General features: G+C 69.9%; 14 protein-coding genes. 4 read left to right on the forward strand and 10 right to left on the reverse strand.

Annotated elements, in window-relative coordinates; genetic code table 11:
• Window positions 1-177: 177 nt before the first annotated feature.
• Window positions 178-2628, forward strand: coding sequence for a DNA topoisomerase IV subunit A (locus CU044_RS37810; RefSeq protein ID WP_129773590.1), 2451 nt, complete (start codon window positions 178-180; stop codon window positions 2626-2628).
• A gap of 12 nt (window positions 2629-2640) precedes the next feature.
• On the opposite strand, the gene CU044_RS37815 is transcribed toward CU044_RS37810, so the two are convergent.
• The gene (locus CU044_RS37815; protein ID WP_129773591.1) at window positions 2641-3861 is read right to left on the reverse strand and encodes a GTP-binding protein; all 1221 of its coding nucleotides are present in this window, start codon (window positions 3859-3861) and stop codon (window positions 2641-2643) included.
• Between the two features lie 41 nt (window positions 3862-3902).
• On the reverse strand, window positions 3903-5129 hold the full coding sequence (locus tag CU044_RS37820) for a citrate synthase (protein WP_129773592.1): 1227 nt from the start codon (window positions 5127-5129) through the stop codon (window positions 3903-3905).
• Between the two features lie 87 nt (window positions 5130-5216).
• Between CU044_RS37820 and CU044_RS37825 the strand changes: the two genes are divergently transcribed.
• Window positions 5217-6440 (forward strand): citrate synthase, encoded by a 1224-nt coding sequence (locus CU044_RS37825; protein ID WP_129773593.1) that lies wholly within the window; start codon window positions 5217-5219, stop codon window positions 6438-6440.
• 142 nt (window positions 6441-6582) lie between these two features.
• On the opposite strand, the gene CU044_RS37830 is transcribed toward CU044_RS37825, so the two are convergent.
• The 6 genes from CU044_RS37830 to CU044_RS37855 form a co-directional block, all read right to left on the reverse strand.
• A complete protein-coding gene (locus CU044_RS37830) occupies window positions 6583-8187 on the reverse strand; it encodes a glycoside hydrolase family 13 protein (RefSeq protein ID WP_129773594.1) in 1605 nt (534 codons plus the stop codon).
• A 38-nt stretch (window positions 8188-8225) separates the two neighbouring features.
• Window positions 8226-9146 (reverse strand): carbohydrate ABC transporter permease, encoded by a 921-nt coding sequence (locus CU044_RS37835; protein ID WP_129773595.1) that lies wholly within the window; start codon window positions 9144-9146, stop codon window positions 8226-8228.
• A 16-nt stretch (window positions 9147-9162) separates the two neighbouring features.
• Window positions 9163-10119 (reverse strand): sugar ABC transporter permease, encoded by a 957-nt coding sequence (locus tag CU044_RS37840; RefSeq protein ID WP_129773596.1) that lies wholly within the window; start codon window positions 10117-10119, stop codon window positions 9163-9165.
• Window positions 10120-10126: 7 nt separating this feature from the next.
• The gene (locus tag CU044_RS37845; protein ID WP_129773597.1) at window positions 10127-11476 is read right to left on the reverse strand and encodes a sugar ABC transporter substrate-binding protein; all 1350 of its coding nucleotides are present in this window, start codon (window positions 11474-11476) and stop codon (window positions 10127-10129) included.
• A 227-nt stretch (window positions 11477-11703) separates the two neighbouring features.
• Entirely contained in the window at window positions 11704-12714 is a 1011-nt protein-coding gene (locus CU044_RS37850; RefSeq protein ID WP_129773598.1) for a LacI family DNA-binding transcriptional regulator, read from the reverse strand.
• Between the two features lie 139 nt (window positions 12715-12853).
• Window positions 12854-17143 (reverse strand): discoidin domain-containing protein, encoded by a 4290-nt coding sequence (locus tag CU044_RS37855; RefSeq protein ID WP_129773599.1) that lies wholly within the window; start codon window positions 17141-17143, stop codon window positions 12854-12856.
• Window positions 17144-17463: 320 nt separating this feature from the next.
• Here CU044_RS37855 and CU044_RS37860 point away from each other — a divergent pair, with 320 nt between their 5' ends.
• Window positions 17464-19173, forward strand: a complete 1710-nt coding sequence (locus CU044_RS37860; protein ID WP_129773600.1) for a sensor histidine kinase — start codon at window positions 17464-17466, stop codon at window positions 19171-19173.
• Window positions 19170-19847: a response regulator gene (locus tag CU044_RS37865; protein ID WP_129773601.1), complete on the forward strand. Its 678-nt coding sequence runs from the start codon at window positions 19170-19172 to the stop codon at window positions 19845-19847. Before CU044_RS37860 ends, CU044_RS37865 begins: the two co-directional genes overlap by 4 nt.
• Before the next feature lie 102 nt (window positions 19848-19949).
• Here the strand turns inward: CU044_RS37865 and CU044_RS37870 are convergent, their stop codons facing one another.
• The gene (locus tag CU044_RS37870) at window positions 19950-21542 is read right to left on the reverse strand and encodes a cation acetate symporter (RefSeq protein WP_129773602.1); all 1593 of its coding nucleotides are present in this window, start codon (window positions 21540-21542) and stop codon (window positions 19950-19952) included.
• Window positions 21539-22039 (reverse strand): DUF485 domain-containing protein, encoded by a 501-nt coding sequence (locus CU044_RS37875; protein ID WP_129773603.1) that lies wholly within the window; start codon window positions 22037-22039, stop codon window positions 21539-21541. Before CU044_RS37875 ends, CU044_RS37870 begins: the two co-directional genes overlap by 4 nt.
• Window positions 22040-22091: the final 52 nt, after the last annotated feature.

Consider the following 22091-nt stretch of genomic DNA (forward strand, 5'->3'; position numbering starts at 1 on the left):
AGAAGTCCTGCCACTGTATGCAAGCGTGCTCGCACCTGGCGAAGTTCCCGGTGCCGCACACCCCCGGCGCGTGCTCAACGACGGGTCGAGGTCGGAGTTGTCAGTGGCGCGGTCCACAATGGTCCGCATCAGTCAGAGAAGTTGCCGTTCAGAACCTGTGAAGGAGCCGCAGCCGCGATGGCCCGCCGCAGCACGAAGACCCCGCCGCCGGAGGACTTCGAGGAGAAGATCCTCGACATCGACGTGGTCGATGAAATGCAGGGCTCCTTCCTCGAGTACGCCTACTCGGTGATCTACTCCCGGGCACTGCCGGACGCCCGGGACGGTATGAAGCCGGTGCACCGCCGCATCGTGTACCAGATGAACGAGATGGGCCTGCGCCCCGACCGCGGCTATGTGAAGTGCGCGCGCGTCGTCGGTGAGGTGATGGGCAAGCTCCACCCGCACGGAGACGCGTCGATCTATGACGCCATGGTCCGCATGGCGCAGCCGTTCTCGATGCGGCTGCCGCTGGTGGACGGCCATGGCAACTTCGGTTCGCTCGGCAACGACGATCCGCCGGCCGCCATGCGTTACACCGAGTGCCGGATGGCCGACGCCACGTCACTGATGACGGAGTCGATCGACGAGGACACCGTCGATTTCGAGTCGAATTACGACGGCCAGGAGCGGGAACCGGTCACGCTTCCGGCCGCGTATCCGAACCTGCTGGTCAACGGCGCCTCCGGGATCGCGGTCGGGATGGCGACGAACATGCCGCCGCACAATCTCGGGGAGGTCGTGGCGGCCGCACGCCATCTGATCAAGCACCCCGCCGCCGACCTGGACACGCTGATGCGTTTCGTGCCGGGTCCCGATCTGCCCACCGGTGGCCGGATCGTCGGGCTGACCGGCATCAAGGACGCCTACGAGAAGGGCCGGGGCACGTTCAAGATCCGGTCCACCGCGACGGTGGAGGACGTCTCCGCGCGCCGCAAGGGCCTGGTCATCACGGAACTGCCGTTCACGGTCGGTCCGGAGAAGGTGATCGCGAAGATCAAGGATCTGGTCTCCGCCAAGAAGCTCCAGGGCATCGCGGACGTCAAGGACCTCACGGACCGCGCGCACGGACTGCGCCTGGTCATCGAGGTCAAGAACGGCTTCGTGCCCGAGGCGGTTCTGGAGCAGCTCTACAAGCTGACGCCGATGGAGGAGACCTTCGGGATCAACAATGTGGCGCTGGTCGACGGCCAGCCGCTGACGCTGGGTCTGAAGGAGCTGCTGGAGGTCTATCTCGACCACCGCTTCACGGTGGTGCGGCGGCGCAGCGAGTTCCGGCGGACGAAGCGGCGTGACCGGCTTCACCTGGTCGAGGGACTGCTCGTCGCGCTCATCGACATCGATGAGGTCATCCGGCTCATCCGGTCGAGCGACAACTCCGCGCAGGCCAAGGAGCGGCTGATCGAGCGCTTCTCGCTCAGCGACATCCAGACGCAGTACATCCTGGACACGCCGCTGCGCCGGCTCACCCGGTTCGACCGGATCGAGCTGGAGAGCGAGCGCGACCGGCTCAACGGCGAGATCGACGAGCTGACCGGCATCCTGGAGTCGGACACCGAGCTGCGCAAGCTGGTCTCGTCGGAACTGGCCGCGGTGTCCAAGAAGTTCGGTACCCCGCGGCGCACGGTGCTGCTGGAGTCCGCGAGTTCTTCCGTCGCGTCGGTGCCGCTGGAGGTCGCGGACGACCCGTGCCGGGTGCTGCTCTCGTCCACCGGTCTGCTGGCCCGTACGGTCAACGGCGAGCCGCTGGAGGGCGGTGACGGCAAGCGCGTCAAGCACGATGTGATCGTCTCGGCCGTGCCGGCGACGGCGCGTGGTGACATCGGCGCGGTGACCTCCACCGGCCGGCTGCTGCGGATCGCGGTGATCGACCTGCCCCAGCTGCCGGACACGGCCTCGGCGCCGAATCTCTCGGGCGGGGCGCCTGTCTCGGAGTTCCTCGCACTGGAGGGTGACGAGGAGCTGGTCTGTCTGACCACGCTGGACGAGTCGTCCCCGGGGCTCGCCCTGGGCACGCTCCAGGGCGTCGTCAAGCGGGTGGTGCCCGACTATCCGTCCAACAAGGGCGAGTTGGAGGTCATCAGCCTCAAGGAGGGCGACCGGATCGTCGGCGGCGCGGAGCTGCGGACGGGCGAGGAGGATCTGGTCTTCATCACCTCCGACGCCCAACTGCTGCGCTATCCGGCCTCGCAGGTACGGCCGCAGGGCCGGCCCGCGGGCGGTATGACGGGGATCAAGCTCACCGAGGGCGCCTCGGTGATCTCGTTCACCGCGGTGGATCCGGCGGCGGACGGCATGGTCTTCACGATCACGGGGTCGCACGGCACGCTGGACGATTCGGTGCGTACGGCCAAGCTCACCCCGTTCGACCAGTACCCGCGCAAGGGCCGGGCGACGGGCGGGGTGCGCTGTCACCGGTTCCTGAAGGGCGAGGACATGCTGGTCCTGGCCTGGGCGGGCGCGAGTCCGGCGCGGGCGGCGACGAAGACCGGTGCTCCGGTGGAGCTGCCGGAGCCCGACCCGCGGCGGGACGGCTCGGGCACGCCGTTCACGAAGGCGGTCGAGACCCTGGCAGGCCCCGCGCACTGACGCCAGGCCCGCTCACGGCATGTACGGCTCCGGGTCCGGGCCTTCGGGCCCGGACCCGGGCTCGTCCCCCGGCCCCGGTCCGTCCCCGTACTCGGGCTGGGCTCCGTGCTCGGACTCGGCTCCGTGCTCGGGCTCGGTCAGGTCGGGTACGTAGCGCAGGACGCCCCACATGGCGCTCTCGTCGACGGCCGCCGCGTCCTGCGACGCCGTTGCCCGTGGTTCCCGCTCCTCGCAGGCGTCCAGCTCCTTGAGCAGGGCCTCCCGGTCGATCCCCGAGCCGATCAGCACCAGTTGGGTGAGGCGTTCCGCACCGCGGCCCCAGGGCGCCGGGTGGAAGCGCAGCGACCGGCCGACCGCGTGCAGGGCATAGCGGTTGGCCGGGTCGGCAGCGCCGAAGTCGACAAATCCCTTGATCCGGTAGAGCCCCGGGGGCCGGGAGTCCAGGAAGGCCATGAGCCGCCGCGGGTTCATCGGGGCCCCGGCGGTGAAGGACACGCTCTCGTAGGCCGCGTGGAGATGACCGTCGTGGGACGCGTGTCCGTCGTGGGCGGCGTGGTCGTCGTGCGTGTCCTCGTACAGGTCCGCGTACAGGTCCTCGAAGGAGAGCTGGCGGACCTTCTCCTCCTCGTCGGGACGGACCGCGGGGTCGAAGAGCAGCTCCGGGTCGATCCGGCCGTACGAGGCGGAGACCACCGGCGTCCCCGGGCCCAGTCCGTCCAGGAGGGCGCGGACGCGCCGGTGTTCCGCCTCCCCCACCCGGTCGGTCTTGTTGAGCACGACGAGATCGGCGATCGCGATATGCCGGTCGATCTCGGGATGGCGCGCCCGGGTGGCGTCGAGCTCGGCGGCGTCGACGACCTGGACCAGCCCCCCGTACACGGCGTGCGGATGGTCGCCGGTGAGGATCATCCGGACGAGTTCCTGCGGTTCCGCCAGTCCACTGGCCTCGATGACGACGATGTCGATCCGGGCGGACGGGCGGGTCAGCCGCTCCAGGTAGCCGTCGAGTTCGCTCGCGTCCACGGCGCAGCACAGACAGCCGTTGCCGAGCGAGACCGTCGAGCCGACCTGTCCGGCGACCGTCATCGTGTCGATCTCGATGGCGCCGAAGTCATTGACGACCACCGCGATCCTGTTGCCCGCGCGGCGGCGCAGCAGATGGTTGAGCAAGGTGGTCTTGCCCGACCCCAGAAAGCCGGTGAGAACGACCACCGGGATCCGCTTCCCGCTCACGCGCGCGCCTCCGTGCAGTGCCGGGTCCGGTGCCGTCCCGCTCAGCCGGCCGGCACCGGCTGGGGCGGGGGCGGTCCCACGTAACGGGCCGCCGGGCGAATGATCTTGGAGTCCTCCGCCTGTTCCAGGATATTGGCGCTCCAGCCGACCACGCGCGCGGCGGCGAAGGTCGGCGTGAACATCGCGCGCGGCAGCCCGCACAGCTCCATGACGACGCCCGCGTAGAACTCCACGTTGGTGTGCAGCTCACGGCCCGGCTTCAGCTCGGCGAGGATCGCCTCGACCCGGGACTCGACCTGCACGGCGAAGTCGGTCAGCGGGCCGCCGAACTCCTCGGCGATCTCGCGCAGCATGCGGGAACGGGGGTCCTCGGTGCGGTAGACGGGGTGCCCGAAGCCCATGATCCGGTCGCCCGCGCCGACGCGTTCCCTGATCCAGGGGTCGATACGGTCCACGCTTCCGATGGCGTCGAGGGTGTCGAGGGCCCGGCTGGGAGCGCCGCCGTGCAACGGCCCCGAGAGCGCCCCGACGGCGCCCACCAGAGCGGCGGCCAGATCGGCTCCGGTGGAGGTGATGACCCGGGCGGTGAAGGTGGAGGCGTTGAAGCCGTGGTCGACGGTGGAGATCAGATAGCGCTCGATCGCCCGCGCGCGCCCGGGGTCCGGCTCCGCACCGGTGAGCATGTAGAGGTAGTTGGCGGCGTGGGGCAGATCGTCGCGCGGTTCGACCGGTTCCAGGCCCTGGCCGATCCGGTACAGGGCGGTCAGCATCGTCGGCACGGCCGCGCAGGCCGCGAGGGCGTCCGTACGGCGCTCATCGGCGTCGATGTCGTACAGCGGACGCATCCCGGCGCGGGCGCCGAAGAGCGAGAGGGCGGTCCGCAGCCCGGCGAGCGGCCCCGGCCCGGCGGAGGCCCCGGCGATGACGGGCAGCGCGGCCCTGACGTCCTCGGGCAGCCGGCGCAGGCGGGCGGTCCGCTCGGTGAACTCCGTGCGGCGGGCCGCGTCGGGCAGTTCGCCGTGGAGCATCAGATACCAGACGTCCTCGAAGCTCCGCCGGCGTGCCAGCTCGACGGCCGAGTACTGGCGGTAGTGGTAGAAGCCCTCGGTTCCCCGGACATCTCCGAGCGCGGTGTCGGTGACGACGACGCCGGCGAGTCCGCGCGGTACGGCGGCGGGGTCCGGTGCGGGGGCCGGAGCACCGGCCGGGGTGCCGGCGGATGCGGTGGCGGCATGGGTGGCGGGGGTGGTGGTCCCGGTGGTCGGCATCATTCCTCCTTGAGCGTGATTCGACTGTCCATGCTTGACTCAATCACTGTCAATATTGATTGAATCAATACATGTACGGTGAAGCCCATGGACGACGAGGGAGAGCGGCTGACCACCCGGGAGGCCGCCGAGCGGCTCGGGGTGAAGCCGGAGACGGTCTACGCGTATGTCAGCCGGGGCCAGCTCTCCTCCCGCCGCGACCCCGCGGGACGCGGCAGCAGCTTCGACGCCGGAGAGGTCGACGCGCTCGCCAGCAAGGGCAGGCGCGAGTACGCGGCGGGCGCCGACGCCTTCCAGATCCGTACCGGCGTCACGCTCATCGACACGGACCGCTACTACTACCGGGGCGTGGACGCGACGGAGCTGGCGCGGCGCTTCCACTACGAGGAGATCGCCGACTGGCTCTGGACGGGCACCCTGCGGACAGGGCTACGGTGCGACGCCCCCGCCGAGGCCCTCGCCGCCGCCCGGCGCGCGGTCGGCGCGCTGCCCGCGCACAGCGGCCCGACGGACCGGCTGAGAGTGGCGGCCATCGCGGCGTCGGTCGCCGATCCGCTGCGCTTCGATCTCTCGCGGGACGCCGTACTGGCCACCGCCCGTACGCTCATCCCCACGCTCGTGGACGCGCTGCCCGCGGTCGGCCCGCCCCGGGACGGTGACGGCCTGCTGGCCCGCCGGCTGTGGTCGCGGCTCACCGCGCGCGAGGCGGGCGAACCGGGCGTACGCGCCCTGGACACGGCGCTCTCGCTGCTCATCGACCATGACCTGGCGGCCTCCACGCTCGCCGTCCGGGTCGCCGCCTCCGCCCGCGCGCACCCCTATGCCGTGGTGTCGGCGGGTCTCGGCGCGCTGGAGGGACCGCTGCACGGCGCGGCCAGCGGCCTCGCCCACCGGATGCTGACCGACGTACTGGAGCGGGGCAGCGCGGCGGCCGTGGTGGCGGACCATCTGCGGGCCGGCCGGCCGGTGCCGGGGCTCGGCCATCGTCTCTATCCCCGCCAGGACCCGCGCGCCGAGGCGCTGTTCGCCGTACTGGCCGAACTGCCGGGCGCGGGGCCCGTACTGGCGGCGGCGCGCGAGGTGGAGGCGACCGCCGCCCGCCGGGCGGCGGCGCACGCCAATATCGACCTGGCGCTGGCGGTGCTGTCGGTGACCGCCGGCATGCCGGCCGAGGCGGGCGAGACGGTCTTCGCCGTGTCCCGTACGGCGGGCTGGATCGCGCACGCCATCGAGGAGTACGCGGAACGGCCCCTGCGGATGCGGCCGAGCGGCCGGTACAACGGCCCTCGTCCGCCCAGGGACCTGCCCTGAGCGGGGCGGATCCGAGCGGGCGGACGGGACGGGACGGATGCCTGGACGAAACCGTGCGGACCGTCCCGTACGGCACGGAGCTGTACGGCACGGGCCGCACGAAGCGGCCCGGCGGGTGCCCGGACGAGGCGCGTCCGGCGGCTCAGCTCCGCAGCCAGGCCGCCGTGTCCCGCGGCAGACGCCCGCCGTCCAACGGGCCGCTGGTGAGCAGGACACGTGTGTGGGCGGGCAGTTCCGCCGGTTCCTCCGCGAGGTTGACGACACAGACCAGACCGTCGGTACGGGCGAAGGACAGCACCCCCGGAGTGGCATCCAGCCAGCTCATCGGCCCGTCCCCGAAGCCCGGTTCCGTACGGCGCAGCCGCAGGGCCTCGCGGTAGAGGGTGAGCATCGACGCCGGATCGGCCGCCTGGAGATCCGTGGCGTACGAGGCCCATGCCTCCGGCTGCGGCAGCCATGGTTCGGTCGCCGAGCCGAATCCCGCGTACGGCTCGCCCGCCGCCCAGGGCAGCGGCACCCGGCAGCCGTCACGCCCCGGGTCCGTGCCGCCGGAGCGGAAGTGCATCGGATCCTGGATCCGGTCGCGCGGGATCTCCGCCTCCGGCAGGCCCAGTTCCTCGCCCTGGTAGAGATAGACGGCGCCGGGGAGCGCCAGCGAGAGCAGCGCGGCGGCGCGCGCCCGGCGGGTCCCGAGGTCCGTGTCCGTCGGGGTGCCGAACACCTTGGCCGCGAAGTCGAAGCCGCTGGACTCCCGGCCGTACCGGGTGACCGTGCGGGTCACGTCGTGGTTGCAGAGCACCCAGGTGGCCGGGGCGCCGACGGGTGCGTGTTCGGCGACCGTCTCGTCGATCGCGGTCCGCAGCAGGTCCGGGTCCCAGGGGCAGGCCAGGAAGTTGAAGTTGAACGCCGTGTGGAGTTCGTCCGGGCGCAGATAGCGCACGAAGCGCTCGGTGTCGGGCAGCCAGACCTCGCCGACGAAGATGGCGTCGTACTCGTCGGCGATGGCGCGCCAGGAGCGGTAGATGTCGTGCAGTTCGTCGAGGTCGATATAGGGGTGCGGGTCGCGGCCCGCGGTGAAGTCCGGCAGCGCCGGGTCCTTGGCGAGCAGCGCGGCCGAGTCGATGCGTACGCCGGCGACGCCCCGCTCGAACCAGAAGCGCAGCACGTCCTCGTGTTCCCGGCGCACCGCGGGATGGGCCCAGTTGAGGTCGGGCTGCTCGGAGGCGAAGAGATGCAGGTACCACTCGCCGTCGTCCAGCCGGGTCCAGGGGGTGCCGCCGAACTCGGAGGTCCAGTCGTTCGGCGGGATCTCACCGTTCTCGCCGCGCCCGGGTCTGAAGTGGAACAGTTCGCGCTCGGGGCTGCCGGAGCCCGCGGCCAGCGCGGCCTTGAACCAGGCGTGCTGGTCGGAGACATGGTTGGGTACGACGTCGATGATCGTACGGATACCCAGTTCACGTGCCTCGGCGATGAGTTTCTCGGCCTCGGCGAGGGTGCCGAAGGCGGGGTCGATGGCGCGGTAGTCCGCCACGTCGTAGCCGCCGTCGGCGAGGGGCGAGAGATACCAGGGGGTGAACCAGATGGCGTCCACGCCGAGTCGCACGAGGTACGGCAGCCTCGCCCGTACACCCGCGAGATCTCCGGTGCCGTCTCCGTCACCGTCGGCGAAGCTGCGTACGTAGATCTGATAGATGGCGGCGTCGCGCCACCAGTTCGTGTCGGCGGGCGCCAGAGGGCTGCCTTCCATACGACTTCCTTTCACGATGTTCGGCCCTGGGGTCCTGGTCAGCCCTTGGTGCTGCCGGAGCTGATGCCGGCGATGATGTGGCGCTGGAACACCAGGAACATCAGGACCATCGGGATACTGGCGATCACCATGGCGGCGATGAGTACCGACAGCGGGATGTTCTGCGACAGCTGGACCAGCGCGACGCTGATGGGTTGTTTGTCGGTGTCCGAGAAGACCATCAGCGGCCAGAGGAAGTCCTGCCAGACCGCGACCAGCGCGAAGATGGAGACCACCCCGAGCACCGGCCGTGACATGGGCAGCAGGATCGACCAGAGCGTACGGAGCTTGCCCGCTCCGTCGATTTCCGCCGCCTCCAGCACATCGCGCGGGATCTGGTCGAAGAACCGCTTCAGCAGATAGAGGTTGAACGCGTTGGCCACGGCCGGCAGCCAGATCCCCAGCGGGTCGTTGAGCAGGCTGGTGTGGATCAGCGGCAGATCGGCGATGGTCAGGTACTTCGGTACGAGCAGCGCCTGGGCCGGGACCATCAGGGTGGCGAGGATGCCGCCCAGGATCACCTTCCCGAACGCCGGCTTCAGTTTGGACAGGGCGTAGGCCGCCGCGGTACAGAAGACGAGCTGGAGGATCCAGGCGCCGGTGGCCTGGACCACCGTGTTCCACAGATGGGTGGGCAGCTGCATCAGGTCCCAGGCGTCGGTGTACGCGCTGAGGTGCCAGGTGTCGGGGACCAGCGTCGGCGGTGTCCGCACCAGTTCGTCGGGGGACTTCATGGCCCCGGAGGCCATCCAGTACACCGGGAACAGGAAGGCCAGGACGAACGCGAGGACGACACCGCCGAAGACGATCCAGTAGAGCGTCCTGCCCCGGGTGCTCGCGAGCGCGAGCGGGGAGACGAGGGTGCGTACGGCCGGGGTGCGTACAGCGGGGGTACGTACGGCCGAGGTACGTCGGATCATGCGCCGCGCTCCTCTCTCAGTCGTCGGTGCGGGTGAGCCGCAGATAGAGGGCGGAGAAGAGGCTGAGCACGATCAGCAGCATCACACTCAGGGCGCAGGCCCCGCCGAAGTCGTTGTAGAGGAACGCGTACTTGTAGATGAGATAGAGGATCGTGACCGTGGAGTTCTCCGGTCCGCCGCCGGTGATCACGAAGGGCTCCGTGAACACCTGCATCGTGGCGATGATCTGGAGCAGCATCAGCATCAGGATGATGAAGCGGGTCTGCGGGACGGTCACATGGCGCACCCGCTGCCAGATGCTCGCGCCGTCCAGTTCCGCGGCCTCGTACAGCTCCCCCGGGATGCCCTGGAGCGCGGCGAGATAGATCAGGACCGTGCCGCCCATGTTCGCCCAGGTCGCGACGATGACGAGGGAGAGGAGCGCGGTGTCCGCGCCGTTGGTCCAGTTCGAGGTGGGCAGATGGAGGAAGCGCAGCGCCTCGTTGGCGAGACCGGCGCCCGGATCGTAGAACCACTTCCACAGCAGGGCGCTGACCACCGGCGGGATCATCACCGGGAGATAGACGACCACGCGGAAGAACGCCTTCGCGTGGCGCAGTTCGTTGAGGACGAGCGCCATCACGAACGGGACCGCGAAGCCGATCAGCAGGGCGATCAGGGTGAAGGTGAGGGTGTTGCGCCAGGCCGCCCCGAACTCGGGGTCCGCGAAGACATGGGTGAAGTTGGCGGTCCCGACCCACTCCGGAGCCGATCCGGGGGTGTACTTCTGGAAGGCGATGACCACCGCGCGGATCGCCGGGTACCAGGAGAACAGCGCGAAGCAGATGAGGCCGCCGATCAGGAACCCGTAGGCGCGCGCCTGATGGGACAGCTTGCGGCGGAGGGGGCCCGCGGCGGCGCGGCCCGCCGGGCGCGGCCCCGGGGTGGCGGGCGGCGCGGCGGCGGACCGGTGGGGGGCCTGGGCAGTCTTCATCGACGCGTCAGCCTCGCGCCAGGATTCCGTCGATCTTGGACTGCGCGTCCTTCAGGAGACCGTCGATGTCGGCGTCCTTCTTGGTGAGGACCGAGGAGACGGCTCCGTCGAGGACCGAGTAGATCTGCTGGGCCTTCGGCGGCTCCAGCTTCGCGCTGAGCTGCTGGCTGCCGTCCAGGAACGCCTGGTAGTTCTCGACCGGGACGTTGGCGTACTGCTTCTTCAGCTCCTGGTCCTTGGCGTCCGTGGCGCCGGTCCACAGCCGGGGCTCGGGGAGGCCGACCGGGGCCTTCAGATCGGCGGCGCGCTTCCAGTTGTTGAGCCCGGAGCCCGGGGCGTTCGTCTGGAACCCCAGCCACTTCAGACCGGCCCTGATCTGCTCGGGGGAGGCCTTCTTGCTGAACATGTAGCCGTCGCCGCCGATGAGCGTGCCCTTGCCGCCGGGCATCGGGGCGAGCGCGAGGTCCTCGTACTTGCCGCCCTTCTCCTTGACCAGGATCGGCACGTTGTCAGGCGCGGAGATGTACATGCCGAGCTTGCCCGAGCCCATCATCTGCTGGACGTCGTTGAGGATCAGGAGCTGCTTGGTCCCCATCGAGTTGTCGGTCCAGCGCATGTCCTTGAGGGTCTGCAGGACGGCCTTGCCCTCGGGGGTGTCGACGCTCCCCTTCTTGCCGTCCGCGGTGACGACGTCGCCGCCCTGCGAGTAGATCTCCGCGGTGAAGTGCCAGCCGCCCTGGTTCTGCGCGCTGTAGTCGGCGTATCCCACGTAGCCCTTGCCGAGTCCCGCGATCTTCTTGGCGGCGGCACGGACCTCTTCCCAGGTGGCCGGCGGCTTGGCGGGGTCGAGTCCGGCCTGCTGGAAGAGCTTCTTGTTGTAGAGGAGGCCCATCGAGTAGTTGGTCCGCGGAACGCCGTAGACCTTGCCGTCGACGGTGTAGACGTCACGCAGCGACTGCTGGATGTCGCTGTAGCCCTTCATGTCCTTCACGTACGAGGTGATGTCCGCCGCCTGGTTGATGTCGACGACGTGCTTGGCGTCCGTGAAGTAGGTGTAGAAGACGTCCTCCATCTGACCGCCGGCGAGCTTCGCGTCGAAGGTCTTCGGGTCCTGGCAGGGGAAGGCGTCGCGGCCGACGATGTCGATGTCCGGGTTCGCCTTCTCGAACGTCGTGATGTCGTTCTCGAAGTTCTGCCGGTCGATCTTGGCGCTCTTCGGCGGCATGCAGTTCACGGTGATACGCGTCTTGCCCCCGGCGGTGTCCTCACTGCCCGAGCCGCACGCGGCCAGACCAGTGAGGGCGAGCGTGGAGGCTATGGCTGCGGTGCAGGTGCGGCGGAACCCGGAACGTCTCATCGGTGGGACCCCTCTTGGGCAGGAGCGTGGGAAACCCACAGCTGCTCGCTGTGTGGCGGCGCTCACTCAACCACCAACTACGGATGTCCGCAATATGTCGCCCCGATTTCGCAAATACTTGACAGTTGGCGCGCATGTCCGGTCATCTATATGCGGAACGACCCCGCAACGCGGCGGGCCCCGCACGCTGTTCGCGTGCGGGGCCCGGATCGTGGCGTGTCCGCCTGTCAGCCGCGCGGGACCTGCGCCGTCGAACCGCGTACCACCAGCTCCGGCTCGAACAGCAGCTCACCGGACGGCACCGCGCCGCCCTGGATCTGGGCGCTCAGCATCTCAACGGCCGCCCGCCCCATGGCCTCGATGGGCTGCCGGACGGTGGTCAGCGGCGGCTCGGTGCAATTCATGAAAGCGGAGTCGTCGAAGCCGACGACGGACACCTCGCGCGGTACGTCGAGACCGCGTCGGCGGGCGGCCCGTACGGCACCGAGCGCCAGCGGGTCGCTCGCGCAGATGATGCCCGTGACACCGCGGTCCAGCAGCCGTGTCGCCGCCGCGTGCCCGCCTTCCAGCGAGAACATGGTCCGCTCGACGTACTCGTCGGGAAGCTTCACCCGGGCGGCCTTCGCCGCCGCCAGCGCCGCGGCGAGCTTGCGCCGGGAGGGCACATGGTCGGACGGGCCGAGTACGAGCCCGATGTGCTCGTGGCCGAGCGAGGCGAGGTGGCGCCAGGCCTGCTCGACGGCCACGGCGTCGTCGCAGGAGATACAGGGGAAGTCGAGGTTCTCGATCGGCGCGTTGATCAGGACGACCGGGATCTTGCGCTCGGCGAGCAGCCGGTAGTGGTCGTGCGGGGCGTCCGCCTGTGCGAACAGCCCGCCGGCGAAGACCACCCCGGAGACCTGCTGCTGAAGCAGCAGTTCCACGTAGTCCGCCTCGGAGACGCCGCCCTTGGTCTGGGTGCACAGCACCGGCGTCAGGCCTTGCTGGGCCAGCGCCCCGCCGATCACCTCGGCGAACGCCGGGAAGATGGGGTTCTGCAACTCCGGCAGGACCAGACCGACGAGCCGGGCGCGCTCGCCCCGCAGCTGTGTCGGCCGCTCGTAGCCCAGGACGTCGAGCGCGGTCAGCACCGACTGGCGCGTGGCCTGTGAGACCCCCGGCTTGCCATTGAGCACCCGGCTGACCGTGGCCTCGCTGACCCCAACCTTCTTCGCCACCTGAGCAAGTCGTCGCGTCATACACGCAAGACTATCGCAAGGCATGCAAGCTACTTGCTTGAGAGCGTAATTCGAGCGTAAAGGCGCCGGTAAGCGAGGTGCCGGCCGGAAGCGACCGGCCGGCACCACACTACGGCCCGCCAGGGGCCCGCGCCCCCTCCTACGGGTTGATGTGGATCTTGAAGTTGGGCGTGGTGTTCTTCACGTCCAGGGCGTTGTTGCTGAGCGTCAGACCGTTGAAGGTCACCTCACCGACGGCCGGTCCCTGACCCGCCTCCGGCAGCTCGTTGGCCCACAGTCCGAAACCGGACTTGGCGTCGAACGCGTCACCGCTCTTGCGCGCCCCCGTGATCGAGATGTCGCTGAGGATGGTGTCCTTGATCGGGAACTGCGGCTGACCGCCCACGTAGTTGGTCTGGAACATGATGCCGCTGTAGGTCGGATCGACGATGTCGACGTTGTTGATCCGGATCCCCTGGAACACCTTGGACGCCGAGAACAGCCAGATCCCGGGGAAGGTCTGCGCTCCCCAGAAGTGGCCGCCGGCCCGGACGATCGACACGTTCTCGATCGTCGTCGGATCGGTCCCGAAGCCGTTCATCGGGTAACCGAAGTCCAGCGAGCTGACCGTGATGCCCGAGTACACGAGCGTGTCCGCGATATGGATGTTGCGGAAGGTGTTGTTGAAGCCGCCGTACACGGCCACACCCGCCGCCCGCCAGGTGAGGGTCGAGGTCAGGTTCTCGTAGAGGTTGTTCTTCATGTCCGCGCCTCCGGCGTCGATCGCCGAGAAGAGCGCGAAGCTGTCGTCGCCCGTGGCCCGCGCGTCGTTGTTGACGACGTGGTTGTCCGTGCTGCCGTTGGTCATGTTGATGCCGTCGGCGAACATGTTGCGGATCCGGGAGTTCTTGATCGTGATGCTGTCCGTGTTGGCGCCCCAGTAGAGGCAGACCATGTGCTCGTTCCAGATGTTGTCGATCACGATGTCGGAGACATTCGAGAAGTCGAACACCTTGCCGGGACCGTCGATACGCGAGGTGTAGTTGCCGAAGTACGCGAAGCCGGTGAAGGACGAGCCCTTCGCCGCGGCCTCCGCGCGGAAGCCGATATCGGTGTTGTCCTGCGTCGCCGGGGCGTGGAACTTGGTGTACCAGGGACCGGCGCCGACGACCTTGACCGGCTTCCCGTACACCTGGAACTTGCTGGACGTCTGGTAGTCACCGGGCGGCAGATAGACACCGACCAGCTTCCCCGTGGTGTCCATCCGGACCCGGTCCAGGGCGTTCTGCACGTCCTGGTGGGTGAATCCGGCCGGAACCGTGTACGTGGCCGGGTCCGGGTTGGCGATCTGCGCGACCTGCTCCAGGTTGATGAAGTCGATCGCGTAGGTGGTGGTGTTGGCCGCGTCCTTCTGGAGCTTGATCTTGCTGCCCGCAGGGACGGTCTTGCCCAGCATGATGTTCGCCTCGTCGTAGATGTGCCGGGGCGCACCGGAGCCGGGCGAGTTGCCGGGGCCGGCCTCCGCTCCGTACAGCCACGCGTACTTGGAGGTGAGGTCGATCGCCTTGAGGAAGGTGCCGTCGACATAGACGTTCAGGGTGGAGTTGATGCCACCGCCGCCCGCCGCGTCCGGGATCGAGAACCGCGTGACCAGCGTGTTCGTGCTGGCCCTGGTGGTGAACTCGACGTAGTTGCCGGTGTTGTTGAGCGTGACGGCCTTACGGCCGGACGCCTCGCCCGCGACATCGCCGACGGTCCTGTTCGGGCCGACGACCTGTGCGCCGCCGCCCGCCGTGCCGTCCTCCGCCTCGTACATGTCGTACGGCATGTTGGCGCCGCGCCCGACGAACAGCGGCTGTGTGCTGGTGTTGTTCGCGCGCTTCACCGGCAGTTCGTTGGCGTCGTCGGCGAGGACCACCTTCACGCTGTACGAGCCGTTGGCGGCCGCCCAGGTGCCCAGGCCCACCGGCGGGGTGGTCGCCCCGGCGGCGATGGTGCCGTTGTGCGCGCCGGTCAGGGTCTTGACCGTGGCTCCCTTGGAGTCGAGCAGGGAGAGCGTGATGCCGTGGGCGCCGGCCGCGGAGGCCACCGTGCCCTGGTTCCTGAGCGCCACCGAGAAGGTGACGGTGTCCCCGGCCGAGGGCGAGGACGGTGAGGTGGAGACGGTCGCGGCGACCAGGTCCGAGCTGGAGACCGGCTTCACCACAAGCGCGCTGGGGCTGGTGTAGGAGTTGTTGGTCTCGTTCTGCTCGATGACCGTGTTGGCCGGGTCCGCGACCGCGCCGAGCTGGTACGAACCGGCGTCACGCGGGCCGATGTCCGCCGTGACGGTGGCCGAGGCCCCGGCCGCCAGGGCGCCCACCGCGGCGGTCGCGGCCTTGCTGCCGCCGAGCTGGAACTCGACCGTGCTGGCCGGTGCGGCGACCGCCCCGGCGTTGCGTACGGTCGCGGACAGGGTGATCGGGTCCGACTCGACCGGCGCGGTGGGGGCCGCGCTGACCGCCGTGACCTGGAGGTCGGGGTTGGGCGCCGGGTCACCGAGCACCTGGAACTCCGCCACCTGTCCCGCGCCCGAGCCGGTGTTGGAGGTGAACCTCAGCTGGACGTCGGCGACGCGCGCGCTGACCGGGATGGTCACCGCGTTCCCGTTCGCCGGGCTGAACGCGTAGTCCTTGGCGGCCACCAGGCTGGTGAGACCCGAAGCGCTCTGCTCACGCCCCAGTACCTGGATGTTCTGGGTCCGCGCGCCCCAGCTGCTGTCCGGGTTGAGCTTGACGACAACGCTCTGGGTGTCGGCGTTGGAGCCCAGTTTCACGGTGAGGGTGTTGGGGTAGCTGCCGCCCGCGCCCTCCCAGTAGGTGGTGACGCTGTTGTCGTTGGCGTTCTCCGCGACGAACGTGTGGATCACCGAGGACGCGGAGATCGGCTTGCCGACGGCGAGGTTCGACGCGGAGCCGCTGCTGCCGTTCCTGGTGACCGTGTTGCTGTTGCCGGAACGGTTGCCCGCCGCGTCCTTGGCCCGTACGTAGTACGAGACGGTCGTACCGGCGGGCTGGGTGTCCGTGTACGTGGTGGCGTCGCCGGCCACGGTCTGGCGCAGCACGTTGTTGGCGTAGATCTCGTACCCCGTCACGCCCCTGTTGTCCGTCGAGGCGCCCCAGGTCAGCTTGATCTGACCGGAGGACGGCTCGGTGAAGGCGAGGTTGGCGGGGGCGGTGGGCGCCTGGGTGTCACCGCTGTCGCCCTGGCGGGTGACGGTGTTGCTGTTGCCCGAGACGTTTCCGGCCGCGTCCTTGGCCCGTACGTAGTACGAGACGGTCGTACCGGCGGGCTGGGTGTCGGTGAACGTCGTGACATTGCCGGCGACGCTGGTGCGCAGCTCGTTGTCGGCGTAGATGTCGTAGCCGGTCACGCCCGTGTTGTCGGTGGACGCGTTCCAGGTCAGCTTGATCTGGCCGGTGGCCGGCTCGGTGTAGGCGAGCCCGCTGGGTGCGCTGGGCGCCTGCGTGTCACCCGTCTCGGGGCCGTAGACCTCCAGCTCGGAGAGCTGACCGCCGGGCTGGCCGGTGTTGGCCGTGATCAGCACCCGGACATAGCGGGTGGTGACGGCGTCGAAGGGGATCGTCACCGCCTGTCCGCCCGCGGCGTCGAAGGTGTACGCCTTGGACGCGGTCAGATCCGTGAAGGCGGAGTTGTTCTCGCTCCCCTGGATCTTCAGCGTCTGGCTCCTGGCTCCCCAGCCGTCCGGCAGCCTCAGCACCACCTGGTTGACGCGGACCGAGGAACCGAGGTCGGCCTGGATCCACTGCGGGAAGGCGTTGTTCCTGCTCTCCCAGTAGCTGGCCTTGTTGCCGTCATTGGCGTTGCCGGGGCCGTAGACCTCGGTGAAGCTGCTCGCCGTGAGCGTCCTGCCGAGGGCGAGGTTCACCGACGCCGCGGCGGCCGCGTGCACCTCCAGCTCGGCGAGCTGGGCCTTCTTCCCCGCCGTGTTGCCCGTGATGTTCGCCCGTACGAAGCGGGCCTTGGTGGCCGGGAAGGACACGGTGACCTTGTTGCCCGCGCCCTTGCTGAAGGTGTACGTGGCGGAGGACTTCAGCGTCGCGAAGCTGGTGCCGTCCGCGCTCCCCTGGAGGGAGAGCGTCTGCTTACGGGACTCCCACCCTGCGGGGAGCTTCAGCACCACCTGGTCGACGCGCTTGCTCGATCCCAGGTCCGACTGCACCCACTGGGGGAACTTCTTGCCGTCGCCCTCCCAGTACGTGGACTGATCCCCGTCCGTCACGTTCCGGGCGGTCCCGTCGCCCGACGTCGTGCTCGCGGCCGCGGTCCGCCCCGCGGCGATGTTGGGACCGTCGGCCGCCATCGCGGTCATCGACGGCCAGCCGATCATCAACAGACTGGTGGCTATGGCGGCGGAGAGGACCCGCCATCTCCGGCGTAGCGATCTCATGGATCCCCGATCTTCGGCCTCGGCGCGGGGGCGACGAGGGCGCGGCTCTGGCTGCGTACCTGTAGGACAGGCATTTCTGCATTGCTGAACAGAGTCTTTTGCGTTTTGCGGTCAGAGAGTTGCAGAGAAATGCGAGTGCGTCCACCGCTCGGACAGAACGAAATCACCAGGATCCCCACCCGAGTTGGCGGTCAGCGCGCCCCACTTGCTCGTTTCCGGCCGCTCAGCAGGGAAGCGTAAGCGCGCCGCAAATCACGCAAGCCATTTGCGTGATTGTGGAAGTTTCGAAAAGGGCGCCCGGCCCTCTACCGTTCGTACATATGAACGCCGCACCGAGCACCGCGGGCAGACGACGGCGATTCGGCTGGCCACGCCGGGTCTTCTCGCAGGTGCTGCTGATGCAGCTCGCCATCGCCGCGGGCGTCACCGTGCTGGCCACGGGGCTCTTTCTCGCGCCCTTCAGCGCCGAGCTGGACGACCAGGCGATGCGCCGCGCGCTGGCGATCGCCGAGACCACGGCGTCCACCGATGTGGCCGCCGACCTCGTCGCCACGGACCCGGCGGCCGACGGTCCCGTACAGGCCGAGGCCGAACGCATCAGACAGTCCACCGGCGCCGAGTACGTGGTGATCATGGACAGACGCGGGGTGCGCTGGTCGCACACCGACCTGGACCAGATCGGCAGGGTCGTCTCCACCGATCCCAGCGACGCCCTCGCGGGCAGGGACATCATGGAGCTGGACAACGGCACGCTCGGCCGGTCCGCCCGGGGCAAGGTGCCGCTGCGCGACGAGAGCGGGCGGATCGTCGGGGCCGTCTCGGTCGGTATCGCGTACGACAGCGTCCGCGACCGGTTCCTGGCCGCGATCCCCGGGCTGCTCGCGTACGCGGGCGGCGCGCTGGCCGCCGGGGCGCTCGCCGCGTATCTGATCTCCAGGCGGCTCCAGCGCCAGACCCATGACCTGGCCTTCTCCGATATCTCGGCGCTGCTCACCGAGCGCGAGGCCATGCTGCACAGCCTGCGGGAAGGCGTCGTGGCGCTGGACGGGACCGGCAGGATCCGGCTGATGAACGACGAGGCGCAGCGACTGCTCGGGCTCGGCCCCGACGCCATCGGACGGCCGCTGGACGAGGTGCTCGGCACCGGGCGCACCACCGAGGTACTGGCGGGGCGGGTGGTCGGCGAGGATCTGCTGGCCGTCCAGGGCAGCCGCGTCCTGGTCGCCAACCGGATGCCCACCGACGACGGGGGCGCCGTCGTGACCTTCCGCGACCGTACGGAGCTGGAGCGGCTCGGCCGGGAGCTGGACGCCACCAAGGGGCTGATCGACGCCCTGCGCGCCCAGGACCACGAGCACGCGAACCGGATGCATACGCTGCTGGGGCTGCTGGAGCTGGAGATGCACGAGGAGGCGGTGGAGTTCGTCACCGAGGTCGTCGGGGTGCACCGGGCCACCGCCGAGCAGATCACCGAGCGGATCCACGATCCGCTGCCGGCCGCGCTGCTGGTCGGCAAGGCCACGGTCGCCGCGGAGCGGGGCGTCTCGCTGCGGCTCTCCCCCGGCACGCTGCTGCCGGACCGGCTGATCGACCCGCAGGGTCTGGTCACGGTCGTCGGCAACCTCGTCGACAACGCGCTGGACGCGGCGGCCGGCTCGGAGGACCCGCGGATCGAGGTGGAACTGCGCGCCGAAGGCCGTACGGTCGTGCTCGTGATCTCCGACAGCGGCCCCGGCGTCCCGCCCGACCAGCGCGAACTGGTCTTCTCCGAGGGCTGGTCGACCAAGGAGCCACCGGCCCACGGCAAACGCGGCCTCGGGCTGGCCCTGGTGCGCAGACTCGCCGAACGGCAGGGCGGCAGCGCACGGGTCGGCGCGGGGGCGCACGGTGGTGCGGAGTTCACGGTCGTGCTGCCGGAGGCGCTGACGGAGGACGGACCGGGCGGGACCATGGAGCCGGACGGGACCACGGGATCCGGCACAGCGCCCGGGACGGCCCGTGAGCAGGCCACGGCAGGGGAGACGCGATGATCGACGTACTGGTCGTGGACGACGACATCCGGGTCGCGCAGATCAATACGGCCTATGTGGCCAAGGTCGCGGGCTTCCGGGTGGTGGCCCAGGCCCACACGGCAGCCGAGGCCCTGGACCGGATCGCCGGTCATCCCGTCGATCTCATCCTGCTCGACCACTATCTGCCGGACGAGAACGGGCTCGCGGTGGTACGGGAGTTGCGGCGCCTCGGCCATCAGACCGACGTGATCATGGTGACGGCGGCGCGCGATGTCGCCACCGTCCAGTCCGCGATGCGCCACGGCGCGCTCCAGTACCTGGTCAAACCCTTCAACTTCGCCGGGCTGCGGGCCAAGCTGGAGGCGTACGCGACGCTCCGCCGCACCCTGGAGGGCGGCGGCGAGGCGGAACAGTCGGAGGTGGACCGGATGTTCGGGGCGCTCTCCGCGGCGAGCGCCCCGGCTCTTCCCAAGGGCCACTCCCCCACCACCGCCGAGGTGGTGCGCAAGGTGCTGATGGGCGCCGACGGACCGCTCTCGGCGCAGGAGATCGCGGAGCGCGCGGGCATGAGCCGGCAGACCGCGCAGCGCTATCTCAAGCTGCTGGAGCGGGCCGGGCGGGTACGGCTCACGCTGCGGTACGGGGAGACGGGGCGGCCGGAGCACCGGTACGCCTGGGCGACGAGCGGCTGAGAAGCCCGCCGCCGGGACCGGTCCGGTCCCCGGCCCGGGTCCAAGGCCTGGGTCCCCGGCCACGGGCCGCTTCACCGGCGCCGCTCTCGGCCGTTCCCGCCCTCAGACCGCTCCCGCCCCGGTCAGCGACCTGACCTCGGTCTCCGCGTGCCTGGCCGCGTCCGGCGGCTCGGTGGAGGTGACCGTACCGAGCCAGCCCGCGAGGAAGCCCAGCGGGATCGAGACCACACCGGGGTTCTGGAGCGGGAAGAACGCGAAGTCGGCGCCGGGGAGGATCGATTCGGGGCTCCCCGAGACCACCGGCGAGACCACCATCAGCAGGACCGCCGGGATCAGCCCGCCGTACACGGACCAGACCGCGCCCCGCGTGGTGAAGTTCCGCCAGAACAGCGAGTAGAGCAGTACGGGCAGATTCGCCGAGGCCGCGACCGCGAAGGCGAGCCCGACGAGGAAGGCCACGTTCAGGTTCTGGGCCGGCAGGCTGAGCGCGATCGCCACCGCGCCGATTCCGGCCGCCGCCAGCCGCGCCACGGCCACCTCGTCACGCTCTTCGGTGTGCGCGCGCTTGAGCGAGGCGTAGAGGTCATGGGCGACGGAGGCCGAGGAGGCGAGCGTGATGCCCGCGACGACGGCGAGGATGGTCGCGAAGGCGACCGCCGCGACCACCGCGAAGAGCACCGTTCCACCGGTCGATCCCGCCCCGCCGCCGAGATCGAGGGCGAGCAGCGGGACCGCCGTGTTCCCGGCCGCGTCGGAGGCACGTACCGCGTCCGTGCCGACCAGTGCCGCCGCGCCGAACCCGAGCACGATCGTCATCAGATAGAAGCCGCCGATCAGCCCGATGGACCAGACCACCGAACGGCGGGCGGCGAGCGCGGTCGGCACGGTATGGAAGCGCGACAGGATGTGCGGCAGTCCTGCCGTGCCGAGGACGAGCGCGAGCCCGAGGCTGATGAAGTCGATCCGCGCCGTCCAGTCCCCGCCGTACCGCAGTCCCGGCGCGAGGAAGTCCTTGCCGTGGCCGCTCTGCGCCGCCGCCGTGTTCAGCAGGTCGTTGACGTTCCCGTGGAAACGGACCAGGACGAGCACCGTCAGCGCGATCGCGCCGGCCATCAGCAGGACGGCCTTGACGATCTGGATCCAGGTGGTGGCGCGCATCCCGCCGAGCGAGACGTGGACGACCATCAGCGCGCCCACGCCGATCACGGTCCAGGTGCGCGCCGCGCCGCTCGTGCCGCCGAGCAGCAGCGCGACCAGGCTGCCCGCGCCGACCATCTGCGCGACCAGGTAGAGCACGGAGACGGTGAGCGAGGCGGTGCCCGCGGCGATCCGTACGGGGCGTTCGCGCATCCGGGCCGCGACCACGTCGGCGAGGGTGAACCGGCCGACGTTGCGGACGAGTTCGGCCACCAGGAAGAGCACGACCAGCCAGCCGACGAGGAAGCCGACCGAGTAGAGCAGGCCGTCGTAGCCGAAGAGCGCGATCAGGCCCGAGATCCCGAGGAAGGAGGCCGCGGACAGGTAGTCCCCGGAGATGGCGAATCCGTTCTCCATGGGCGAGAAGAGCCGGCCGCCCGCGTAGAACTCCTCGGCGGAACCCCGCCGACGGCGGCTCACCCAGGTGGTGATCCCCAGCGTGACCGCGACGAACGTGCTGAACAGCAGCAGCGCGAGGGTCTGGTGGCCGCCGCTCACCGGCCGTCCCCCTCCGCGCCGGGCGTACGCCGGTCGAACACGGCCCAGCGCAGTTCGAGCGCCGCGCGGTCCCGGTGCAGCCGGGCATGGCGGGCGTACGCCCAGGTCAGCAGGAAGGTGGAGAGGAACTGGCCGAGACCCGCGACCATCGCCACATTCACCGCGCCCGCGACCGGCCGGGCCATCAGCCCCGGCGCGGCCGTCGCCGCCACCACATACGCCAGGTACCAGCCGAGGAAGGCGAGCGAGGCGGGGACGACGAACCGGCGGTACCGGCCGCGCACTTCCTGGAAGGCCGCGCCGCGCTGGATCTCCGCGTAGATTCCGGCGGCCTCGCTCACGCCGCCCGGAGCCCCGGGGACCTGCCCGGGGACCTGCGCGGCCGGTGCCGAGGAGCCGCCCGTAGCGGCCCACTCGCCCCACTCCGGGGACAGTGCCTCACACCACGGATCGCCGAGCCGCACCGCTGCGGCGTGACGCCGTTCCTGCTTCTCCACCGGTCAACTCTCCTTGTCGGCGAACCGTTTCGGCCGCGTGCAAGAAGGATGG

Origin of the sequence: Streptomyces sp. L-9-10 (genome assembly GCF_004151105.1) — a bacterium.
GTDB lineage: Bacteria > Actinomycetota > Actinomycetes > Streptomycetales > Streptomycetaceae > Streptomyces.